The following is an 18795-nucleotide window of genomic DNA, read 5'->3' as shown; positions in this document are numbered from 1 at the left end:
TTGGTCTCAAAGAATTATCCCTTCTTTGCTTTCATATTTCGGAGGATAATTGTCCTTATGTTCCTTAAGCTGTTCCCTTAAATTGGTTTCTATGGTGATACTCAGAGAGGATAGCGGTGTGTCTTCCAGCTTGTTTTCAAACGGATCTTCTGTTCTTTCTCCTACCATATCCAAAGCAAGAAATACAAAGGAGACGATTAGCGCAATCGGAATGGTTTTCCAACCCATTTCAGTGATAAAAACCATTGGTAAAAGTGTGCAGTGAATGAGGACAAACACTTTGGAAAAAAAAGTATACTGTCTGGGAAGCGGTGTGTTTTTGATTCTTTCACTCATTCCCTGGATATCGTTAAAATCCACCAAGGTTTCTTCCATTTTAACAAAACGGTAATCACTAAGCCAGCCTTTTTGAAAGGCCAGTTTGAGATCCTCACCCTGTCGCTGGAGAAGAAAATTGGGAGGATTGTTCTGATATCGAAAAATTTGATATTCCTCCTCGCTAATAAAAGGAATCGCATCGGTATACGTGTTGTCCTCCTCAAACAATTCTTTCTGTTTTGGCACATTGTAGTCGTGCGGTCTCCTCAAAAACACCCTTAAAGCATTTACAAAAGCAATATGCCTGTAGACCAACATTTTTTGAAAAGCATGGACCTCCTCGGATTCGGCCTCATTATTCGGGATAATTAAGGTTGTGGCCTGACGAGCCCATGCCCTGCTATAATTGACCATAAGTCCCCAGATTTTCCGGGCTTCCCACCACCTGCCGTATGCATGGTCGTTTTTGAAGCCCAGAAAAATAGCCAAAGCAACTCCCAGCGCCGCTATGGTATAGGATGGGATATTAAAATATAGAAGTCCGGAGTATTCGTGTAAGATGTATATTGTAGTTGAAACTATAAGGTAATACAACAGTTTCTTCCATGTGTAATAAAGGATCAATCCTAAACTTAGATTTCTGGCTACAATCATTGGTGATATTCAATTTGATTTTTTCTAAACAAGAATCATTCGCCGATTAAGGAAATCATAATTTAATCCGTATTGTACTTGACTAACTCAATTCAGGATTGAAATTGACAGATACGCTATTAGGGGATAACTATTTTTGACTTCCCCCTCTTGGTGTCAGAAATTAGCCTCCCTATAGTCTGATTTTCTTGCAGATTCAATATCCTTAAAAAGCCTCATGTCTATTTAAGATTTAATTATTCAGTTCCTTTACCCAAAACCATAGCGCCAGCAAGCCCCTATTTATACCTCAATTCGGGTTTTGGCTTGTGCGTAAGCCGCCTGCGAATTGGGCATAAATACATCCTAAAACCAGCTCTTGCTTTTCTCAATCAATCCTTACGATATCCGCTCCCAGAGCATTCAATCGCTGGTCAATGTGCTGATACCCCCGGTCAATCTGCTCGATATTGTCAATGATGGACGTGCCTTCTGCAGACATCGCTGCAATCAAAAGGGCAACACCTGCACGGATATCGGGAGAAGTCATCCGGATTCCCCGAAGTGGGTATTTCCTGTCCAAACCTATTACCGTAGCCCTATGTGGATCGCAAAGAATGATCTGGGCACCCATGTCGATGAGTTTGTCAACAAAGAAGAGACGGCTTTCAAACATTTTTTGATGGATCAGGACTGTTCCTTTTGCCTGTATGGCGGTCACCAGAATAATGCTCAGCAAATCAGGTGTGAATCCTGGCCAAATCGCATCGGCAACCGTCAGGATCGAGCCATCGATAAAGGTGTCGATCTCAAAATGTTTCTTGGCAGGAATAAAAATGTCATCTCCCCTGAATTCCATCTCGATCCCAAGACGCTTGAAGGTATCTGGAATAATGCCCAATCGGTGGATTTGGGCATCCTTGATCGTGATTTCTGACTGGGTCATGGCCGCAAGGCCAATAAACGAACCGATCTCAATCATGTCAGGAAGAAGCGTATGGACAGTTCCTTTTAAATTCTTGACGCCTTCGATATGCAACATATTGGAGCCAATCCCTGTGATCTTGGCGCCCATCCTGTTGAGCATGTCGCAAAGTTGTTGGAGGTAGGGCTCGCAGGCTGCATTGTAAAGTGTAGTCTTGCCTTCTGCATAGACTGCCGCCATGACGATGTTTGCCGTGCCTGTCACGGAAGCTTCATCCAACAGCATATAGGTCCCTTTCAGGTTCTTGCCGTCGATGTGGTAGATTTCATTGTTTTTGTCGTAATTGAATTGGGCGCCAAGTTTCTGGAACCCCAAGAAGTGGGTATCCATCCTTCTACGGCCAATTTTATCCCCACCTGGTTTGGAAAGCCTTCCGGTACCGAATCGACCCAACAAAGGACCCAAAAGCATCACGGATCCTCTGAGTGAGGAAGCTTTTTTCAAAAAATCCTCAGTGTCGAGGTATTTCAAATTTACATTGTCTGCTTGGAAAGCATAGGACTCAGGGCCCAATCTTTCCACTTTTACGCCCATATCCGAAAGCAGTTCAATCAACATATTGACATCCCTGATGTTGGGGATTTTGTGGATTGTGACTTTTTCAGGGGTTAACAATACGGCACAAAGGATTTGCAAGGCCTCGTTTTTTGCTCCTTGGGGAGTGATTTCCCCTTTGAGTTTTAGGCCTCCTTTTACTCTGAATGATGACATTTATCTGCGTTTTTTGGGGTGACCTCCGTTTGTTTTTCTTCTTGTATTGGTACCTCCGAAATTTCTTCTTGGGGTAGGAGTTTCTACTTCGATCGGGATTTTGAAATCCCGTCTGGTATTGGTCTCAAAAAGACCCATTTCTTTGACTTTTTCCAAGTCGATATGGAGCTTGCCTTTCGAAAGGGTTTTGATATCATCCAGAATGATGGCATCATCGAAATTGTCTCGGTTCCAGGTAGAATGAAAACTTCTCATCAGCTGGCCAATGTAAATGATGGCAGCTTCCTGTTCCTCATCATTTTCAAGTTCTACAGCCTTTTCGATCAATTTCTCGATGTTTCTGCCGTAATGTTTGAATTTTACTTCTCCTATGGGATAACCGATTGGTTTTGGTTTCTTGCCCAAAAGCTCCTTTTCCGGCTCCGGATAGGGTCCGTCGATTTCCAAAGTGAAATCAGACATGATATAAAGGTCATCCCATAATTTCTGATCACTCTCCAGTTTCAGCTGGGGATTCAGTTGTTTGATCAGTTCTACCAGTGTATAAGCACTTTGGGTGCGTCTTTCACGGTCTTCCATTGCGGCAACATGAGTGACCAGCCTTTGGATATTCTTTCCGTATTCTTTCAAAATGATTGTTTGTTTAAGCTGTTCGTTGTTTTTCATATCGCCCCCCATCTTTTAGACCTGATTAAGGTACAAAAAAACCTGCAAAAACAGAGGCGCTGATAATTAATCGATTATGCGAAGTTTTGCAAAACTAAGTAATAATGTCTTTTCTCCAAAATTATCAAATTGTATTGTGGCTTTTTTGTTGATTCCTTCCACTTCGATCTTCATCACTTTTCCATAGCCGAATTTTGGGTGTTCCACCAAATTGCCTTCACCGAGGTTGTTGGTGTTGGAAGGTTTGAAGTCTGGACTGGGAGAATGAACCTTTGCAGTCGTTCCAGGCCTTGAGGCAGGTTTCTTAAGCCCTATAAATCCATTTGTACCCTCACTGGACTCGTTTCGAAGTGCTCCGGCCAGTGCGGTTGTCATTCTTTTGTTGACTTTGATGCAGGAGGGATCTACTTCCTCCAAAAACCTGCTGGGTTCGCAATTGAGCAATCTGCCATATCGGTAGCGGGTCAGCGCATAGCTCAGATATAACTTGTCCATGGCGCGTGTCGTCGCCACATAAAACAGCCGTCTTTCCTCTTCCAGATCTTCCCGGCTTTGCATCATCATCTGGGAAGGAAACAAATCCTCTTCCATTCCCACCACAAATACCTGTTTGAATTCCAGTCCTTTGGAGGAATGTATCGTCATCAAAGTGACTGCATCAGAGGTGTCTTTGTCCCTGTCATTGTCGGTCAGCAATGCGATTTCCTGCATGAAGGCGCCTAGGCTTTTGTCCTCGTTTTCGGGATTGTCCACATATTCCTTGATGGCATTCAGCAGTTCCTGGACGTTTTCATAACGGTTGAGCCCCTCGATGGTTTTGTCCTCGTACAAATCCCTCAGCAATCCGGATTGCTTGGCCATGGAAGTAGCGGCTTCAAATGCATCTTTCCTTTCCACTTCTATGGCGAAGCTTTTGATCAGGGTGGCAAAATCGTCCACTGCATTGGCGGCGCGTCCTGCGAGGAAGCTGTTGGCATTGGTAAGGACATCCCAAAGCGGGATGTCATGCTCATAGGCGGAAACCAGGATTTTTTCTACCGTGGTATCGCCGATTCCTCTTTTGGGGTGATTGATGATTCTTTTGAAGGCTTCCTCATCTTCTCTGTTGACGACAAGGCGCATGTAGGCCATCAGATCCTTGATTTCTTTCCTTTGGTAAAAGGAGAGTCCCCCCACGATTTTGTAAGGGATTCCCAATTTGCGCAGCGCTTCCTCCAGAGATCTGGATTGGGAGTTGGTGCGATACAGGATGGCAAAATCACTGTTGTCCAGTTTTTTGTTGTTTTTTTCTTCAAAGATGGTGGAGGCAATCAATCTGCCTTCCTCGTTGTCTGAACTCGCTTTGATAAGTTCGATCAAGTCTCCCTGATCGTTGTGGGTCCAGACATCTTTTTTGAGCTGTGCTTTGTTTTTTGCGATGATGCTGTTGGCCGCCTGTACGATGTTTTTGGTCGAACGGTAGTTCTGTTCCAATTTGACCACAAAAAGATCGGGGTAATCCTTTTCGAAATTCAGGATATTTTGGATGTCCGCTCCGCGAAAAGCGTAGATACTCTGGGCATCGTCACCGACCACACAGATGTTTTGGTGAACGGCAGCAAGTTTTTTGGTGATCAGGTATTGGGAAAGATTGGTGTCCTGAAACTCATCCACCATCACATATTTGAAGCGCTGTTGGTATTTGTTGAGCACATCCAGGTGATCCCGAAAAAGTACATTGGTATTGAAAAGCAAATCATCGAAATCCATGGCGGATGATTTGAACAGTCTTTTTTGGTAAGTGCGGTAGATTTCCCCCATTTTGGGTTTCATGGCTGCTTCATCATCCGCCCTGATATTGGGGTCAGTCATATAGGTTTCCCAAGAAATCAGCCTGTTTTTTGCGCCCGAAATCCTCGACAAAACCGTGTTGGCTTTATAGACTTTATCGTCGATACGCATTTCCTTGACGATCGAGCGGATCAGTGATTTGCTGTCGTCGCTGTCATAGATGGTGAAGTTGGAAGGATAACCGATTTTTTCGGCTTCCACCCTCAGGATTTTTGCAAAGGTAGAGTGAAAAGTCCCCATCCAGGTATTGCGAGCTTCCAGACCGATCAGTTTTTCGATCCTTTGCTTCATCTGGGCGGCCGATTTGTTGGTAAAAGTCAGGGACAGAATATTGAATGCGTCAACTCCCTTGGCATGGATAAGGTGGGCGATCCGATAGGTAAGCACTCTGGTTTTGCCCGATCCTGCGCCTGCAATGATCATGACAGGCCCATCGGTACGTTCAACAGCTTCTTTCTGGGGAGGGTTAAGTCCTTGTAGGTAATCCATTTATTTTTTATAAATCCAACGAGTGACAAAGGTAATTGTTTTTGGGTAGGGATGGAAATCAATTGGCTTTGCTTATCAGACAAATGTCGATTTAAAAAAAGGGGGTATTTGGGATCGTTTAGAAAATTGAAAAGGGGTTTAAATGCTTTTTGAAATGCTGCGGTTGAAAAAGAGTCCAGGGCTTACTCCCTTATTCAACTTAGAAAATGGTCCTGCATCCTTAGATTGTCCATAGGAGGTTAGATATTCTGCGTGAATTATCTCACCCTTTCAGGGCTTTTTCGGAGATGTTGCTTGTCTGAAAACATAGGGCTAGAGCCCTATGTTCTGAGATTTTGCCCTTTCAGGGCTTATAATCGACTTATCCTGAATGGATAAAATCTGAGCTCATTTAATATCGCGCGTTTCGATATTCGTATATTCATAATCCCAGCCCTGAAAGGGCAAAATAGCAAAAGGATGGAAGAAGCCCATCTGAGGAACCAACAAATAAGCTTTACAGCCCTGAAAGGGCGGAATAACCTAAGGATGGGAGAAGCCCATTCAAAAAGGATGGGTGAAGCCCATCTGAGAAGCCAAACGAAAACCGAACCAGCCCTGCAAGGGCGATATACCAGAAGGATGGGTGAAGGCCATCTATAAAGAGACACAGTTATCACCCTAGCCCTGAAAGGGCGATATAACCTAAGGATGGGTAACGCCCATCTATAAAACACAGTAAGCACCAGCCCTGAAAGGGCGTAATATCCAAACCATGGGACAATCACTAGTGCAAAACTACCTGCACATCGTATTCAGCACCAAGCACAGGCAGCCACTTATCCAGCCTCCAGTAGAGTCGGAATTACATGCTTATCTGGGTGGAATATGTAATGAATTGGAATGTCAGTCTATCATTGTTGGAGGTTATGTCGACCATATACATATCCTTTGCAAACTCTCAAAAAAAATCGTACTGATGAAGCTGGTAGAGGAAGTCAAATCCCATTCTTCAAAATGGATAAAAACCAAAGGGGAAGACTATAAGAATTTTTATTGGCAAAATGGTTACGGTGCTTTTTCCGTGAACCCTTTCCAAGTGGATAGGGTGATTGCATATATAGCCAATCAACATGAGCATCATAGCAAAAAAACATTTCAAGATGAATACCGAGCTTTTTTGAAAAAATATCATGTCGAATATGATGAACGATATGTTTGGGATTGATTTCAGGGCTGTGCGCACACCAAGCCCTGAAAGGGCATGATCGCAAAAGGATGGGGATAAGTATTGCGTGTTTCGATATTCGTTTATTCATTACCCCAGCCCTGAAAGGGCTTGTCCAGGATGGGTGAAGCCCATCCTGAGAAAGACACATGATAAGCTATCAAGTCCTGAAGGGGCATGTTAACCTTTTCATTCTGAAACGCTAACGGGTGTCTTTTTTTCCTTCCACCGATTGTGGCTCCAAAGGTAAAGCGCTGGATTTTCGCGGATATTGGCTTCCATTCTTCGGACAAATTCGTCGGTGATGCTATGTTCTGCGTCGTTGTCGTAGGGTGGCGAGGAAAGGGGTTGGTAGGTGAAGACATAGTGTCCGCGCTTGGGTTTGGCAGCATGGGAATAGATGACAGTATGTCCAAAGCGTTTGGCCAGTTTTTCGGCGCCTTCAAAAAAAGCCGTTTCCCGATGCAGGAAGGGCGTCCAATAACGCATTTCTGATTTGCTGGGCCTTTGGTCTGCAGCCAACACGATCAACCTGGGCTGATCCCTTTTTCTCAGGTAATCCCTTTGGAAAGTTGCCCTTTCCACCAATCCGCCTCCAAATCTACTTCGAATCGTTTTCATGAGGTTCTCGAAAAAAGGGCTGTTCACTTTCAGGTAAACCACATCGACCTTGGTGCTGATATTGGCCATCATGTGCTGGAGGTGAAGTTCCCAGTTGAAGAAATGTCCGGTCACACCCACCACTACTTGGTTTTTTTCGATCTGGGACAGGGCGAGTTCATAATTGACGATCTGTACCCTTTTGGCCAGTTCTTCTTTGGAAATGGTGTACATCTTGATGGTTTCCGCAAAAGAATCGGTCAGGTTTCTGAAAAATTCCTTTTCTATTTTTCTTCTTTCTTTTGCTGATTTTTCGGGAAAGGCATGCAGCAGATTTTGGCGAATCACTTTTTTCCTGTAGCCCAAGAGGTGATATCCGATCAGATACAGCATATCTGAAAAAATATAAAGTACGGAAAGGGGCAAAAGGGAAATCAGTTTTATGGCAAACATCGGGCGTGGCTTATCTTTTAGGAGCGTATCAAACAGGTGTCAAAACGTCCAACAACCTTCAAAATAAGTCAAAACCATTGACTTTATTTAAAATAATTAGTTATAATTTCCATCATTGATTACTTTTGAAGCCTATGTCTGAAGTACAGCGAAAAAAATATTCCGATCAGGAAAAGAACGAGATTTTTGACCAGGAATTTATGCCCCACATAGATTCCATGTACAATTTTGGGTACAGGCTTACTTTTGATGAGGACGACGCCAAAGACCTTGTGCAGGATACTTATCTGAAAGCCTTCCGTTTTATCAATTCCTTTGAGCAGGGCACCAATGCCAAGGCTTGGTTGTTCAGGATATTGAAGAACAGCTTTATCAACGATTACCGGAAAAAAAGTAAGCAGCCGACGAAGATTGATTATCAGGAAGTTGAAACTTATTACAACTCGGATGATGTTGACTATGGTATGACCACCGACTTGAGGGTGGAATCCGTCAAGGACATGCTGGGAGATGAAATCTCCAACGCACTCAATAGTCTGGCAGTAGATTTTAGGACCGTGATCATTCTTTGTGACCTTGAAGGATTTACCTACGAAGAAATGGCCAAAATATTGGATATTCCTATCGGTACCGTAAGGTCACGATTGCATCGTGCTAGGAACTTACTGAAAGAGAAATTGCGTTCTTATGCCCAGAACATGGGGTATGATACTGACCAGGAAGATTGAATTGAGCGAAAACGGGCTTTTTAACGAAAGGTTTGTGAGTATAAATTAGCATTGCATTGACTAAAACAGATTAAAGCATAAGATGGATAAAAATTTAGAATCATCTGGAGAAAGGAAATTGAGATGTTCCGACGAGAGTAAATGCTTCCAGTTACTGGAAAGCATTTTGGATGGGGAGAATAGTCAAGACTCCAAGGAGATCCTGAAGGAAAAACTGGACAAATGCCAGCCTTGTTTTGAACACTACCACCTGGAGCAAGCCATTCGCGATGTGCTCAAGACAAAATGCACCAAACAACTCGTGCCTAGTGAATTGGCCGACAGTATCAGGCAAAAAATAAAAGAGATAGAATAGTCGGTATGCCAACAGGAAAAGCAATAATTTTTTCGGCCCCATCTGGATCGGGGAAAACCACCATCGTCAAACATCTGATTTCCAAAATCCCAAATTTGGGATTTTCTATTTCGGCTTGTACCAGGGACAAAAGAGGGAGATCTGAGCAAAACGGGAAGGATTATTATTTTTTGAGCCCCGAAGAATTCAAATCCAAAATCGATCAACAAGAATTTATCGAGTGGCAGGAAGTCTATGAAGGCAATTTCTATGGCACCCTGAAAGAGGAAATCCAACGCATTTGGGACAGTGGGCGCAATGTCATCTTCGACGTGGATGTCAAAGGCGGGCTCAATCTCAAAAAATATTTTGGCGACAAAGCGCTTGCCGTCTACGTGAAAGTCCCTTCCATGGAAGCCCTCACCGAAAGGTTGAAGGACCGGGGCACGGAGACTGATGAGAGTTTGTCGCGAAGATTGTACAAGGCAAAGTTCGAGATGACCTTTGAGGATCAATTTGATGTTTCCATCCTCAATGACGACATGCAGAAATCATTTGCTGAAGCAGAAAAACTTGTTTCGGAATTTATATCCAAATAACTGTTTTGAAAATAGGCTTGTTTTTCGGATCTTTTAATCCCATACACATCGGCCATTTGATCATTGCCAATATCATGCAGGATCAGACGGATTTGGATGAAGTCTGGTTTGTGGTCAGTCCACAAAATCCCTTTAAAAAACAACAATCGTTATTACACGAATTTGATCGGCTTAGGATGGTAGAGCTCGCCATCGCCGATCATTTTCATTTTAGGGCCACGGATGTGGAATTCCACATGCCACGCCCGAGCTACACGATAGACACTCTCACACTGCTTTCCGAAAAATTCCCCAACCATACCTTCAAGCTGATCGTGGGCGGGGACAATCTGACGCATTTCCACAAATGGAAAAACCATGAGGTAATCTTGGCCGAATATGGGCTGTATGTCTATCCTAGACCTGGAGAAAACCCCTCATTTGATCATCCCAATGTACACTTTGTGGAGGCGCCTTTGATGGATATCTCTGCCACTTTTATCCGAAATGCGGTCAAGACCGGGCATTCGGTGAAGTACCTGCTTCCGGATGCTGTGGAGGGGTATATCATGGATAGAAAATTGTTTGTTTGAGGGTTTTTCCGCGTCCCGCCTCGACAGGGAAATGGTTTTTTTATTGTGGCTTGAGGCAAGGCATTTTCAAATCTATCTTTTTTCCGAAATTCAATTTTCAGGAAATAGAATTCCTTCCATTTTGTTAGGACAAAAAAATACCGGCCCGAAATTGGATTTCGAGCCGGCAAAATCTTGGTTGATTAACCTTAGGAGACTTTGATTTCCTTTGTGATTTTGGGTTTTCCCACATCTTTTTTCGGGATGTGGAGTTGAAGGATGCCATTTTCGTACTTGGCATCGATCTTTTCCTCGCGGATATTCTCAGGAAGGGAGAAGGAGCGCTCTATGGAAGTGTAGGAAAATTCCCTGTGGGTATAATCCTTTTGGGTTTCCTCTTCCTTGTGTTCCTTTTCGGCATGAACGGTTACCATTCCTTCTGAAAACTCCACCTTGAAATCCTTCTTCTCAAATCCCGGCGCCACGATGTCCACCATGTATTCCTTTTCGGTTTCCCTCACGTTCAACGAAGGTACATCAAAATTCCTGTCAGTGTCCCAAAGTCTTCTTTCCAAATCCATCATTGACTTGCCCAACAGTCTCTCTGGGTTCAGCAGCTCGGGAAAAATGCTTGAAAATGGGCTTGATCCTCTTCTCATTAAAGTTGTCATAATAAATTGGTTTTAAGTTTAATAATTAAATTTATATCATGACAAATATAGTAAAATATAAAAATTCAAAGAATAGTTTATCTCATAAATTCAAATAATTATGAGTGTGATTTCATGAAAAAAACATTATCCCGAAAGGAGAATCACTCTGTTTTTAAGCCGTTTTTAGTACTGGATTTTTGATGAGAATTGTAATTGAAAAAAATCAGACTGTTTGGTGAATAACGAAAAGCACCGATTCGGTGAAATCAAAAACAGGACACAGCGAATTGATCAATAAACAATTTTAAGCTGGAATAGAATTGCGGATACTCAGGTTTAATATTGAAAAGCAATATTGGAGGAGATTTAAAATCAAGATCCTTTGGAAAATCAACGCAAATGTTCCAACCGATATTTTTCTCCCCCAGTTTTTTCGATATGCTGAATAAGGGAATTGATTTGCTCCCTGTCCAGTGAATTTTTGAGCGCAGCATCTGCACATTGGATACAGCTCTGGACAGTCTTCAGCAAAGGTTCGGTAAACTTGCCGTCATTTCTGTCCGCAAACACCATGTTTTTTAACACTTCCAAAAGCTTCACCATCACCAAAACATCTTTCTTTCCAAACTCCCGAATTGGAATCAGGTTTTGAAAGATCAACTCTTCCAATTTTACAGGAGAATGAAAAATCCTGGCCTTACCATCTTTCCCCGATACCACCAAAGACTCATGGATCGCCATCAGTCGGATAAACAGCACCGAAAGTAGATCGAGGGCTTTGATGGCTGTTCCGGGATCATTGATGCCCGGACTTAGGGCCTTCGTGGCGATTTCAGATACCTGTTTGAAACCGAACATGTAATGGTCTTCCACCTCGTCGTCGAAGTAAAATGTAAAACAACCCATGATTTCAGCATTGACTGTTTCTGGAAGTTTTTGACCTGCATTGACCTTCAAAAAAGGATATCCTTCGACTAAAAATTGGCCGATAGGACTGCAGATGGAAAGTTGAAAATCATGTTTGTCTGCCAATAATATTAAGTCTTCTTCATTCACCTTCTTGAGATAACCTGCCCGTTTTGTGCAGATATCCAACCAGGCATTACCTTGATCAGGAATTTGGATTTCCTGTTGGGGTTCTTTTTGATCGCGTAGGCCAATTTGATGGAGGGTGCTTTTAAAAATATTATGCAAAATGGTTTCTACCTGGATCGATTTGGAAATCGAATGAATAAAATAAATGAAAAGCGTCAAGCTGGTAATGCCAAATGCCATAGCGAACAATATGCCCAAGGATGGGATTTTATACTCTCCCTCGGCTTGGAAATTAATGATCATGATCAGTGAAAAAAGGATCGTGGCCAAATAAAACCCCAAAATGATCTGGTGAGGCTTGTTGCTGATCAATCCCGGCAAAACCCTAGGGGAAAGACTTGATGAGGCTTGGCTCAACACGATCATCACCATGGAAAAGCTAAAGACCATCAGGGAAATCGTGCTGGCAACCAAAGTTCCCAGGATCAATCTCCCGTTATCAAGACTTCCAATCAAGAGGAAACCGATCTTCTCCTTGAAATCCAGCACCCATGGTTCATATTCTACCGATGCAACCAAAAAAGACAATGCAAGTCCACAAAAAGCAAACAATGTCGGGATAAAAGCGATGCTGGAGGTAGTTCTGTGGAGAGAAATCTTAAGCGTATACCAAATATTCTTCATGCTATTGATTTTTGGGAAAAAGATAGCTCAAGTTAAACCTAAAAATTGAAGACAGGAAAAAGAAAGCTTTTCGATTTGTTTTTCTTGGAGAAGTGAAAGTGTTCAGATGGATCAAAGAAAAGGGATTTTCCTTTCATTTTCGGCTATTTCCTTTGGGATGTTTTTTTTGAGAGCCTAAAACCGCCTAGCGTCGGAGTGGGATCAAATGAAAAAAATGCAGCAAGGATTTATTCCTCTGCGACAAAAAAATCTGGAGTTGAAGCGGCAAAGAAAACAATTGTTGTGAAGGATTGACCCAAAAATCACGCTCTTGTATTGTCAAAAAAATAGCTAAAACCCACATCAGCAAAGAAAAACCCTTGATTCAAAATCAATTTTGTATCAAGGGTTTTTCTTTGGACGTTTAGAGAAATCAAATGTGCTTTTCTTTTCCTTGTGCGATTTCGTAAAGCAGTTCGCGGGACCGGTGGAGCTGGGCCTTTACGGTTCCGAGTGGCTTTTCCAGTTCCTGGGCAATTTCCTCGTAGGAGAGTTCGTCGAAATAACGGAGTTGCACCAGTTTTCTGTATTTGGCAGGAAGCTTGTCCACAAAGATTCTGACCATTTCCTTTCTCTGCGACTTGATGAATTCATCCTGGGGATTGTTGTCGTCGTCTTCGATATCGATGGTCACGGCATTTCCACCATCATCGCTCAGCGTAGTATTGAGGCTCATGGTTTTCAGCCTTTTTTTACGGATAAAATCAATGGTATTGTTCGTGGCGATCCGGAACAGCCAAGTACTGAAGGTAAAGTCTTTCTTGAATTTGTGGAGGTTTCGAAAAGCCTTGGCAAAGGCTTCCATGGTCAGGTCTTCGGCATCATCGGCATCCCGGATCATTTTTAAAATCATGAAAAAAACCGCCTTTTTGTAGCGCTTCATCAATGCCGCATAAGCCTGCTGGTCATTTTGATCCACGGCGCGGTCGATCAAATCAAAATCCTCTAATGCCTTGTCCGAAAAACCTCTCTTGCTTACTTCCATTTAACCTTTTTTGACTGGTACCCCATCGTGCCAATTATCCAAAAATACCCCAAATACATGAAATCGAAAAACATCGTCCCGAAGACTTTGCTTTCGCCTTCCAATTTCTTCCTTGCGGAAGTGAAGACGGATGTCAATAATATGGATCGGACAACCATAATACCGATAATAATGGAAAATTGTTCCCATTTCTGTGCCAAACCTAAAAAAATCAGTAAGGAAAGTCCCACCAACCAAAATAAAAGATGGGTTGCGGAATAGACACCGATCTTGGTTTTGTCACCCGATCGGTAATATTTGCCTGCATGGAAATGTCTTCTTTTTTGGGAAAAGTAAGCTCTCCAGGTGGTTTTGGGATTGGAAAGGGTCAAGCTCTCCGGATCCACCACCACCGCGGTGTTTTGTCCGGTTGCATAGAGGTTTACAAAAAGATCATCATCTCCGCAGTCAATATGCCAAAGCCCCTTAAAGGCCTTTTTTTCCATGAAGAAGCTTTTTCTGTAGCAAAGATTTCTCCCCACGCCCATAAATGGGGCTTTCCAAAGTGCAAAAGACATGTATTGGATGCCCGTCCAGAGGGTTTCGTATTGTATCCAACGATTCAGAAATCCCTTTCCGGAATTGTATTGGGAAAAACCGAGTGAAAAGGTTTTGTTTTCCTGACGAACCGGGGCGGTCATCAATTCTATCCACTTATCCGTTTTTGGGATGCAATCTGCGTCGGTGAGCAAAAGCACATCGTTTTTGGCCACCTTGATTCCAAGGGTAAGCGCATATTTCTTGGAAGTGACATGTCCGGGCGTGTATTTGACCGTCACGGTGCGTAGCCGGGGATAGAGGGCCATCATTTTTTCCAGCAGGTTTTTGGTACCGTCGTTGGAGCGGTCATTGATGATCATGACATCAAAATTCGGGTATTTTTGGCTGCAAAGAATCGGGATGAGCTTTTTCAGGTTGTCTTTTTCATTGTGTGCGGCCACGATCACGGTAACACCCTCTGTATTTGACTTGGATGGATTCGATATTTTATTTCGATAAAAAAAAGACATACGCCCAAAAATGATCAGGATATAAAACAATTGTATGGCCAAAGCCACTAAAAATAATATCCACAGAATAACCGTTAACATGCTGAAATCTTTAGCGGGCAAATATAAAAGCAATTTCAGCATTCATTTAAGAATAAGCTTATATTTTTGTGCTTTGAATTATCAAATTACACCGAATTTCCAAGTTTTTTGGATTTGGGATCAGAAAAGCATAGATGAAGTTTCAATTAGAATTCACAGACCCTAAGAGTAAGGCCCGAGCAGGGACCATCAAAACAGACCATGGGGATATCGAAACCCCTATTTTTATGCCTGTCGGTACCGCGGGATCGGTGAAGGCCGTTCATCAGCGGGAACTTACCTACGATGTCAAGGCCCAGATCATTTTGGGCAATACTTATCATCTTTACCTCCGTCCGGGATTGGATATCTTGGAAAGGGCGGGCGGATTGCACAAGTTCAATGGCTGGTCCAAGCCCATCCTGACCGACAGTGGCGGATATCAGGTGTTTTCACTCTCCGGAACGAATAAGATCACCGAAAAAGGAGTGATTTTCAAATCCCATATCGACGGCTCCAAACATATTTTCTCTCCGGAAAATGTCATGGACATCCAGCGGGTGATCGGTGCGGACATCATCATGGCTTTTGATGAATGTACCCCTTATCCCTGCGAATATGTGTATGCGCAAAATTCCATGCACATGACCCATCGCTGGCTGGAGCGCTGCATCGCGCAATTTGACAGTACCGAAGGAAAGTACGGCTACAGCCAAACCCTTTTTCCGATTGTCCAAGGTTCTGTTTACAAGGATCTTCGCGTTCAGTCTGCGGAATTTATCGCCTCATGTGGCCGTGAAGGAAATGCCATCGGCGGTTTGTCGGTAGGCGAACCTGCGGAGATGATGTACGAAATGACCGAATTGGTCACGGATATTTTGCCAAAGGATAAGCCAAGATACCTGATGGGTGTTGGTACACCTGCCAATATCCTCGAGTGCATCGCATTGGGCGTAGACATGTTCGATTGTGTGATGCCCACTCGGAATGCCAGAAATGGAATGCTCTTCACCACCGAAGGAATTATCAACATTAGAAATGAAAAATGGAAAGATGACTTCAGTGCGATAGACCTAGGTATCGATTCATACGTAAGTAGTTTTTATTCCAAGGCCTATTTGAGGCACTTGGTCATCAGCAAAGAGATATTGGGCGCACAGATTGCAAGCATTCACAATCTGAGTTTCTATCTTTGGCTAGTCGGGCAGGCTCGGGAAAAAATCAAATCGGGAGAATTTTCCAGCTGGAAAAATGTGATGGTCGAAAAAGTAAGCAGAAGACTGTAACCATGAAAATACTGGACAAACTCATTATCAAGGATTTCATCAAGACCTACTTTTTTGTGGTCCTGATGCTGATATTGGTTGTCCTGGTATTGGATTTTACAGAAAAAAACGATGCCTTTATCAGAAATAAAGTTCCGGCAGTTGATATTCTAATTTACCTGGGAAACTACGGGCTTTACCTCAATAACCTGCTGACGCCGATCACCGTCTTCATTTCGGTTATTTTCATTACTTCCAAAATGGCAGGAAGAACAGAGATCATCGCCATTCTCAGCAGTGGTGTGAGCTTTGTGCGCTTGCTGGTGCCGTTTATCGCAGGAGCCTCCATGATCGGGCTTGCCAGTTTCTTCCTCAATGGATGGGTGCTGCCAGTGGCCACAGCAGGGGTGACGGAATTCAAGACTCGGTATCTGGAGGAAAACAAATTCTACAACGAACAGAATATCCACATCAAGGTGGCGCCGGATACCTACGCTTATATTTCGCGCTATTACACTTCTGGAAATACAGGTTTTAATTTCACACTGGAGCAAATCCGGGATGGGGTTTTGCTCGCCAAACTATCCGCAGACCGTATCGTCTGGGATACCGCCATCAATTCCTGGTCAGTCAAGAATTGGCGTTTGCGGGTTTTGCACGAAAAAGGGGAGGACTATACTGTCGGGGAATCCCTAGACACCCTGCTTTCCATCACGCCCGATGACTTTGATTTGCCGACAAATCACCACGAGACATTAAAATTGCCGGAACTGTCCCGACAAATCACCATCCTGGAGGATCGGGGAGCCGACAATGTCAATTTCTACAAGATCGAGAAATATGTCCGTTACATGTCTCCATTCGCGGCGATTATCCTGACATTTATCGGCGTCATCGTTTCTTCCAAAAAATCCAGGGGAGGTTCGGGATTTCAGATTGCCTTGGGATTTTTTCTGGCATTCATCTATATTATCTTTTTCCTGTTGTCCCGCACCTTTGCGGAAGCAGGCACGCCCTATCCCATTTTCGCGGTTTGGCTTCCCAATATCATCTTCGCCCTAGCCGGCGTTTTACTCTACAAAACCGTTCCCCGTTAACATGCAGGACAGCGCTTCTACAGTGAAGGATTATGCAATGCTTCATTTCATTGTCCTGATTTGGGGCTTCACAGCCATTTTGGGGCTGTTGATCAGTATACCTTCGGTAGAAATCGTGTTTTTCAGGACTTTGATTTCCACGCTGGCTTTGGGGCTTATCTTTTGGTGGAAAAAAAGTAAGATCCGAATTCCTCCAAAAGAATTGGGTAAAATACTGGGGACAGGATTTTTGATCTCCCTGCATTGGATTTTGTTTTTCTGGGCGGCGCGGGTCTCTACGGCTTCGGTCTGTTTGGCAGGAATGGCCACCACTTCCCTCTGGACGGCATTCATCGACCCGATGATCAATAAATCCAAGGTGAAATGGTTTGAGGTTTTCCTCGGTATGATGGTGATTTCAGGTTTGTATGTGATTTTTAGCTTTGAAGGAGGCTATTGGTTGGGCTTGGGAATGGCTGTCTGCTCGGCATTGATCGGGGCACTTTTTACGGTCATCAATGGTAGATTGACCAAAAGACACAGCCCCTATGTCCTGACTTTCTATGAAATGATGGGCGCCTGTATTTTCTCCTTGCTTTTTATGCCGTTTTATGCGGCTTTCTTCACGGAAACAGGTCTTCAACTTGTTCCCACGGCCATGGATTGGCTTTGGCTCTTGATATTGAGTATAGTTTGTACAGTCTATGCCTTTTCGGTGTCGGTGGAGCTGATGCGCAGATTGACCGCGTTTGCCGTCAACCTGACTGTCAATTTGGAGCCTGTTTACGGGATTATCTTAGCGGTATTGGTTTTTGGAGAAAAGGAAAAAATGACCCCTGGGTTCTATTTGGGCACAATGATCATCTTGTTTTCTGTTTGTCTTTACCCCGTTTTCAATTACTTCAACAGGAGAAGGAATGCCAAAAAAGAAAAAACTTTGGGGATTTAAATCTCTTAGATTTAACCCGAATTCTAAGACAGCGGAAAAGTATCGTAAAGCATCTAACTTGATTAAGTTAGATGGAATATGCAATAGGTTTCCAGATAGGATTGAAACTGAAAGAAAATCAGCCTATTGGGAGAATAATTCCTGACACCAATAGGATGACATCAAAAGTAATCAACATCCAATTGATTTTCTGTCAATTACAATATTGAGTTGAGTCCGTAATGTATAAAACGGGTTTACTGCATGTTCCAAATTACCATAGCCCATTGATTAATTTAGGGGTAAATTATACTTTTTTTCAACTTAAAATACCCTGCTAAAAAGTCGTGAGATCTTTAAGTGTGCTGAGTGTATGATCAAGTTCTTCTTTAGAAATTTCGCCAATTTTTTCAACCAGACGTTCTTTTGAAATAGGACGGATGTGAAAGACAAGCATCTCCTAGGTGGATTTTAAATTATTGCGGGTATTTGGTTCCAATATTGGGTTCCCCGCATATTTCTTGATTTTAGATATCAAGGGAACAGCAATCACTATTTTTAAATGCTTGTTCAACAAGTTGCCACTGATAATTACAACTGGGCGTAAGCCAGCCTGTTTATATGCAATTGTAGAATTGAGGTCAGCATACCAAATATCACCTTGCTTCGTCATCAAGCTGCTTTAAGTAATCCCCCATTCCTTCTTCAGCCATCAGCGTCATGTCTTCATCCTCACCAGCTTGGCGAAATGATTTGACATATTCGGATCTCCTGAGATGATCTAAATAAATCCTTAAGGCATTTTCAATTAATTTATTTTTAGGTAAAGACAATTATTTTGCCTGTTCACCTAGCATTTTTTAATAGATCGTCTGGTAGTGAGCTCGTGAAAGTTGCCATACTTTGTCTCTTTATTT

20 protein-coding genes are annotated in these 18795 nt (G+C 43.0%); 9 read left to right on the top strand and 11 right to left on the bottom strand.

What is annotated here, in order from left to right; genetic code table 11:
• Positions 1 to 6: 6 nt before the first annotated feature.
• The 4 genes from F824_RS0118030 to F824_RS0118015 form a co-directional block, all read right to left on the bottom strand.
• A complete protein-coding gene (locus F824_RS0118030) occupies positions 7 to 972 on the bottom strand; it encodes a bestrophin family protein (RefSeq protein ID WP_019599330.1) in 966 nt (321 codons plus the stop codon).
• Positions 973 to 1339: 367 nt separating this feature from the next.
• The gene (murA, locus tag F824_RS0118025) at positions 1340 to 2647 is read right to left on the bottom strand and encodes a UDP-N-acetylglucosamine 1-carboxyvinyltransferase (RefSeq protein WP_019599329.1); all 1308 of its coding nucleotides are present in this window, start codon (positions 2645 to 2647) and stop codon (positions 1340 to 1342) included.
• The gene (locus F824_RS0118020; RefSeq protein ID WP_026333792.1) at positions 2648 to 3313 is read right to left on the bottom strand and encodes a DUF4290 domain-containing protein; all 666 of its coding nucleotides are present in this window, start codon (positions 3311 to 3313) and stop codon (positions 2648 to 2650) included.
• Between the two features lie 66 nt (positions 3314 to 3379).
• Positions 3380 to 5632 carry an ATP-dependent helicase gene (locus F824_RS0118015; RefSeq protein ID WP_019599327.1) on the bottom strand — a complete coding sequence of 751 codons (2253 nt, stop codon included), beginning with the start codon at positions 5630 to 5632 and terminating at the stop codon, positions 3380 to 3382.
• A 459-nt stretch (positions 5633 to 6091) separates the two neighbouring features.
• Between F824_RS0118015 and F824_RS26165 the strand changes: the two genes are divergently transcribed.
• Positions 6092 to 6274, top strand: coding sequence for a hypothetical protein (locus tag F824_RS26165; protein ID WP_019599326.1), 183 nt, complete (start codon positions 6092 to 6094; stop codon positions 6272 to 6274).
• A 112-nt stretch (positions 6275 to 6386) separates the two neighbouring features.
• Positions 6387 to 6839: an IS200/IS605 family transposase gene (tnpA, locus tag F824_RS0118005; protein WP_026333791.1), complete on the top strand. Its 453-nt coding sequence runs from the start codon at positions 6387 to 6389 to the stop codon at positions 6837 to 6839.
• A gap of 189 nt (positions 6840 to 7028) precedes the next feature.
• On the opposite strand, the gene F824_RS0118000 is transcribed toward tnpA, so the two are convergent.
• Entirely contained in the window at positions 7029 to 7892 is an 864-nt protein-coding gene (locus tag F824_RS0118000) for a lysophospholipid acyltransferase family protein (protein ID WP_019599324.1), read from the bottom strand.
• 134 nt (positions 7893 to 8026) lie between these two features.
• Between F824_RS0118000 and F824_RS0117995 the strand changes: the two genes are divergently transcribed.
• The 4 genes from F824_RS0117995 (at position 8027) to nadD (ending at position 10125) form a co-directional block, all read left to right on the top strand.
• Entirely contained in the window at positions 8027 to 8620 is a 594-nt protein-coding gene (locus F824_RS0117995; protein ID WP_019599323.1) for a sigma-70 family RNA polymerase sigma factor, read from the top strand.
• A gap of 82 nt (positions 8621 to 8702) precedes the next feature.
• Positions 8703 to 8975: a mycothiol system anti-sigma-R factor gene (locus F824_RS0117990; RefSeq protein ID WP_019599322.1), complete on the top strand. Its 273-nt coding sequence runs from the start codon at positions 8703 to 8705 to the stop codon at positions 8973 to 8975.
• 5 nt (positions 8976 to 8980) lie between these two features.
• Positions 8981 to 9553, top strand: coding sequence for a guanylate kinase (gene gmk / locus F824_RS0117985; RefSeq protein ID WP_019599321.1), 573 nt, complete (start codon positions 8981 to 8983; stop codon positions 9551 to 9553).
• 5 nt (positions 9554 to 9558) lie between these two features.
• Positions 9559 to 10125, top strand: a complete 567-nt coding sequence (nadD, locus tag F824_RS0117980; protein WP_019599320.1) for a nicotinate (nicotinamide) nucleotide adenylyltransferase — start codon at positions 9559 to 9561, stop codon at positions 10123 to 10125.
• A gap of 188 nt (positions 10126 to 10313) precedes the next feature.
• Here nadD and F824_RS0117970 read toward each other — a convergent pair whose 3' ends face one another.
• The 4 genes from F824_RS0117970 to F824_RS0117945 all read right to left on the bottom strand — a co-directional run bounded on the left by F824_RS0117970 (position 10314) and on the right by F824_RS0117945 (position 14630).
• Positions 10314 to 10775, bottom strand: coding sequence for an Hsp20/alpha crystallin family protein (locus F824_RS0117970; protein WP_026333790.1), 462 nt, complete (start codon positions 10773 to 10775; stop codon positions 10314 to 10316).
• Positions 10776 to 11147: 372 nt separating this feature from the next.
• Positions 11148 to 12476 carry a DUF2254 domain-containing protein gene (locus F824_RS26160; RefSeq protein WP_019599317.1) on the bottom strand — a complete coding sequence of 443 codons (1329 nt, stop codon included), beginning with the start codon at positions 12474 to 12476 and terminating at the stop codon, positions 11148 to 11150.
• 412 nt (positions 12477 to 12888) lie between these two features.
• On the bottom strand, positions 12889 to 13500 hold the full coding sequence (locus tag F824_RS0117950; protein WP_019599314.1) for an RNA polymerase sigma factor: 612 nt from the start codon (positions 13498 to 13500) through the stop codon (positions 12889 to 12891).
• Entirely contained in the window at positions 13491 to 14630 is a 1140-nt protein-coding gene (locus F824_RS0117945; protein ID WP_026333789.1) for a glycosyltransferase, read from the bottom strand. The genes F824_RS0117950 and F824_RS0117945 overlap by 10 nt, the downstream gene beginning before the upstream one ends.
• A 134-nt stretch (positions 14631 to 14764) precedes the next feature.
• Between F824_RS0117945 and tgt the strand changes: the two genes are divergently transcribed.
• The 3 genes from tgt to F824_RS0117930 are packed head-to-tail and all read left to right on the top strand — an operon-like array spanning position 14765 to position 17899.
• On the top strand, positions 14765 to 15895 hold the full coding sequence (tgt, locus tag F824_RS0117940; protein WP_019599312.1) for a tRNA guanosine(34) transglycosylase Tgt: 1131 nt from the start codon (positions 14765 to 14767) through the stop codon (positions 15893 to 15895).
• 2 nt (positions 15896 to 15897) lie between these two features.
• Positions 15898 to 16971, top strand: coding sequence for an LptF/LptG family permease (locus F824_RS0117935; RefSeq protein ID WP_019599311.1), 1074 nt, complete (start codon positions 15898 to 15900; stop codon positions 16969 to 16971).
• Between the two features lies 1 nt (position 16972).
• Complete coding sequence (locus tag F824_RS0117930) at positions 16973 to 17899, top strand: DMT family transporter (protein ID WP_019599310.1); 927 nt, start codon at positions 16973 to 16975, stop codon at positions 17897 to 17899.
• A gap of 439 nt (positions 17900 to 18338) precedes the next feature.
• Here F824_RS0117930 and F824_RS28010 read toward each other — a convergent pair whose 3' ends face one another.
• Entirely contained in the window at positions 18339 to 18551 is a 213-nt protein-coding gene (locus tag F824_RS28010; protein ID WP_236613259.1) for a type II toxin-antitoxin system PemK/MazF family toxin, read from the bottom strand.
• Complete coding sequence (locus F824_RS26695) at positions 18535 to 18711, bottom strand: hypothetical protein (RefSeq protein ID WP_019599309.1); 177 nt, start codon at positions 18709 to 18711, stop codon at positions 18535 to 18537. Before F824_RS26695 ends, F824_RS28010 begins: the two co-directional genes overlap by 17 nt.
• Between the last annotated feature and the right edge of the window lie 84 nt (positions 18712 to 18795).

The organism is Rhodonellum psychrophilum GCM71 = DSM 17998 (genome assembly GCF_000381545.1).
GTDB classification, from domain to species: domain Bacteria; phylum Bacteroidota; class Bacteroidia; order Cytophagales; family Cyclobacteriaceae; genus Rhodonellum; species Rhodonellum psychrophilum.
This window is presented reverse-complemented; position numbering and strand designations above follow the sequence as displayed.

Coding starts and splice junctions, on each gene's coding strand:
- F824_RS0118030 (WP_019599330.1), bottom strand. CDS start 972: ATGATTGTAGCCAGAAATCTAAGTTTAGGATTGATCCTTTATTACACA.
- murA (WP_019599329.1), bottom strand. CDS start 2,647: ATGTCATCATTCAGAGTAAAAGGAGGCCTAAAACTCAAAGGGGAAATC.
- F824_RS0118020 (WP_026333792.1), bottom strand. CDS start 3,313: ATGAAAAACAACGAACAGCTTAAACAAACAATCATTTTGAAAGAATAC.
- F824_RS0118015 (WP_019599327.1), bottom strand. CDS start 5,632: ATGGATTACCTACAAGGACTTAACCCTCCCCAGAAAGAAGCTGTTGAA.
- F824_RS26165 (WP_019599326.1), top strand. CDS start 6,092: ATGGAAGAAGCCCATCTGAGGAACCAACAAATAAGCTTTACAGCCCTG.
- tnpA (WP_026333791.1), top strand. CDS start 6,387: ATGGGACAATCACTAGTGCAAAACTACCTGCACATCGTATTCAGCACC.
- F824_RS0118000 (WP_019599324.1), bottom strand. CDS start 7,892: ATGTTTGCCATAAAACTGATTTCCCTTTTGCCCCTTTCCGTACTTTAT.
- F824_RS0117995 (WP_019599323.1), top strand. CDS start 8,027: ATGTCTGAAGTACAGCGAAAAAAATATTCCGATCAGGAAAAGAACGAG.
- F824_RS0117990 (WP_019599322.1), top strand. CDS start 8,703: ATGGATAAAAATTTAGAATCATCTGGAGAAAGGAAATTGAGATGTTCC.
- gmk (WP_019599321.1), top strand. CDS start 8,981: ATGCCAACAGGAAAAGCAATAATTTTTTCGGCCCCATCTGGATCGGGG.
- F824_RS0117970 (WP_026333790.1), bottom strand. CDS start 10,775: ATGACAACTTTAATGAGAAGAGGATCAAGCCCATTTTCAAGCATTTTT.
- F824_RS26160 (WP_019599317.1), bottom strand. CDS start 12,476: ATGAAGAATATTTGGTATACGCTTAAGATTTCTCTCCACAGAACTACC.
- F824_RS0117950 (WP_019599314.1), bottom strand. CDS start 13,500: ATGGAAGTAAGCAAGAGAGGTTTTTCGGACAAGGCATTAGAGGATTTT.
- F824_RS0117945 (WP_026333789.1), bottom strand. CDS start 14,630: ATGTTAACGGTTATTCTGTGGATATTATTTTTAGTGGCTTTGGCCATA.
- tgt (WP_019599312.1), top strand. CDS start 14,765: ATGAAGTTTCAATTAGAATTCACAGACCCTAAGAGTAAGGCCCGAGCA.
- F824_RS0117935 (WP_019599311.1), top strand. CDS start 15,898: ATGAAAATACTGGACAAACTCATTATCAAGGATTTCATCAAGACCTAC.
- F824_RS0117930 (WP_019599310.1), top strand. CDS start 16,973: ATGCAGGACAGCGCTTCTACAGTGAAGGATTATGCAATGCTTCATTTC.
- F824_RS28010 (WP_236613259.1), bottom strand. CDS start 18,551: ATGACGAAGCAAGGTGATATTTGGTATGCTGACCTCAATTCTACAATT.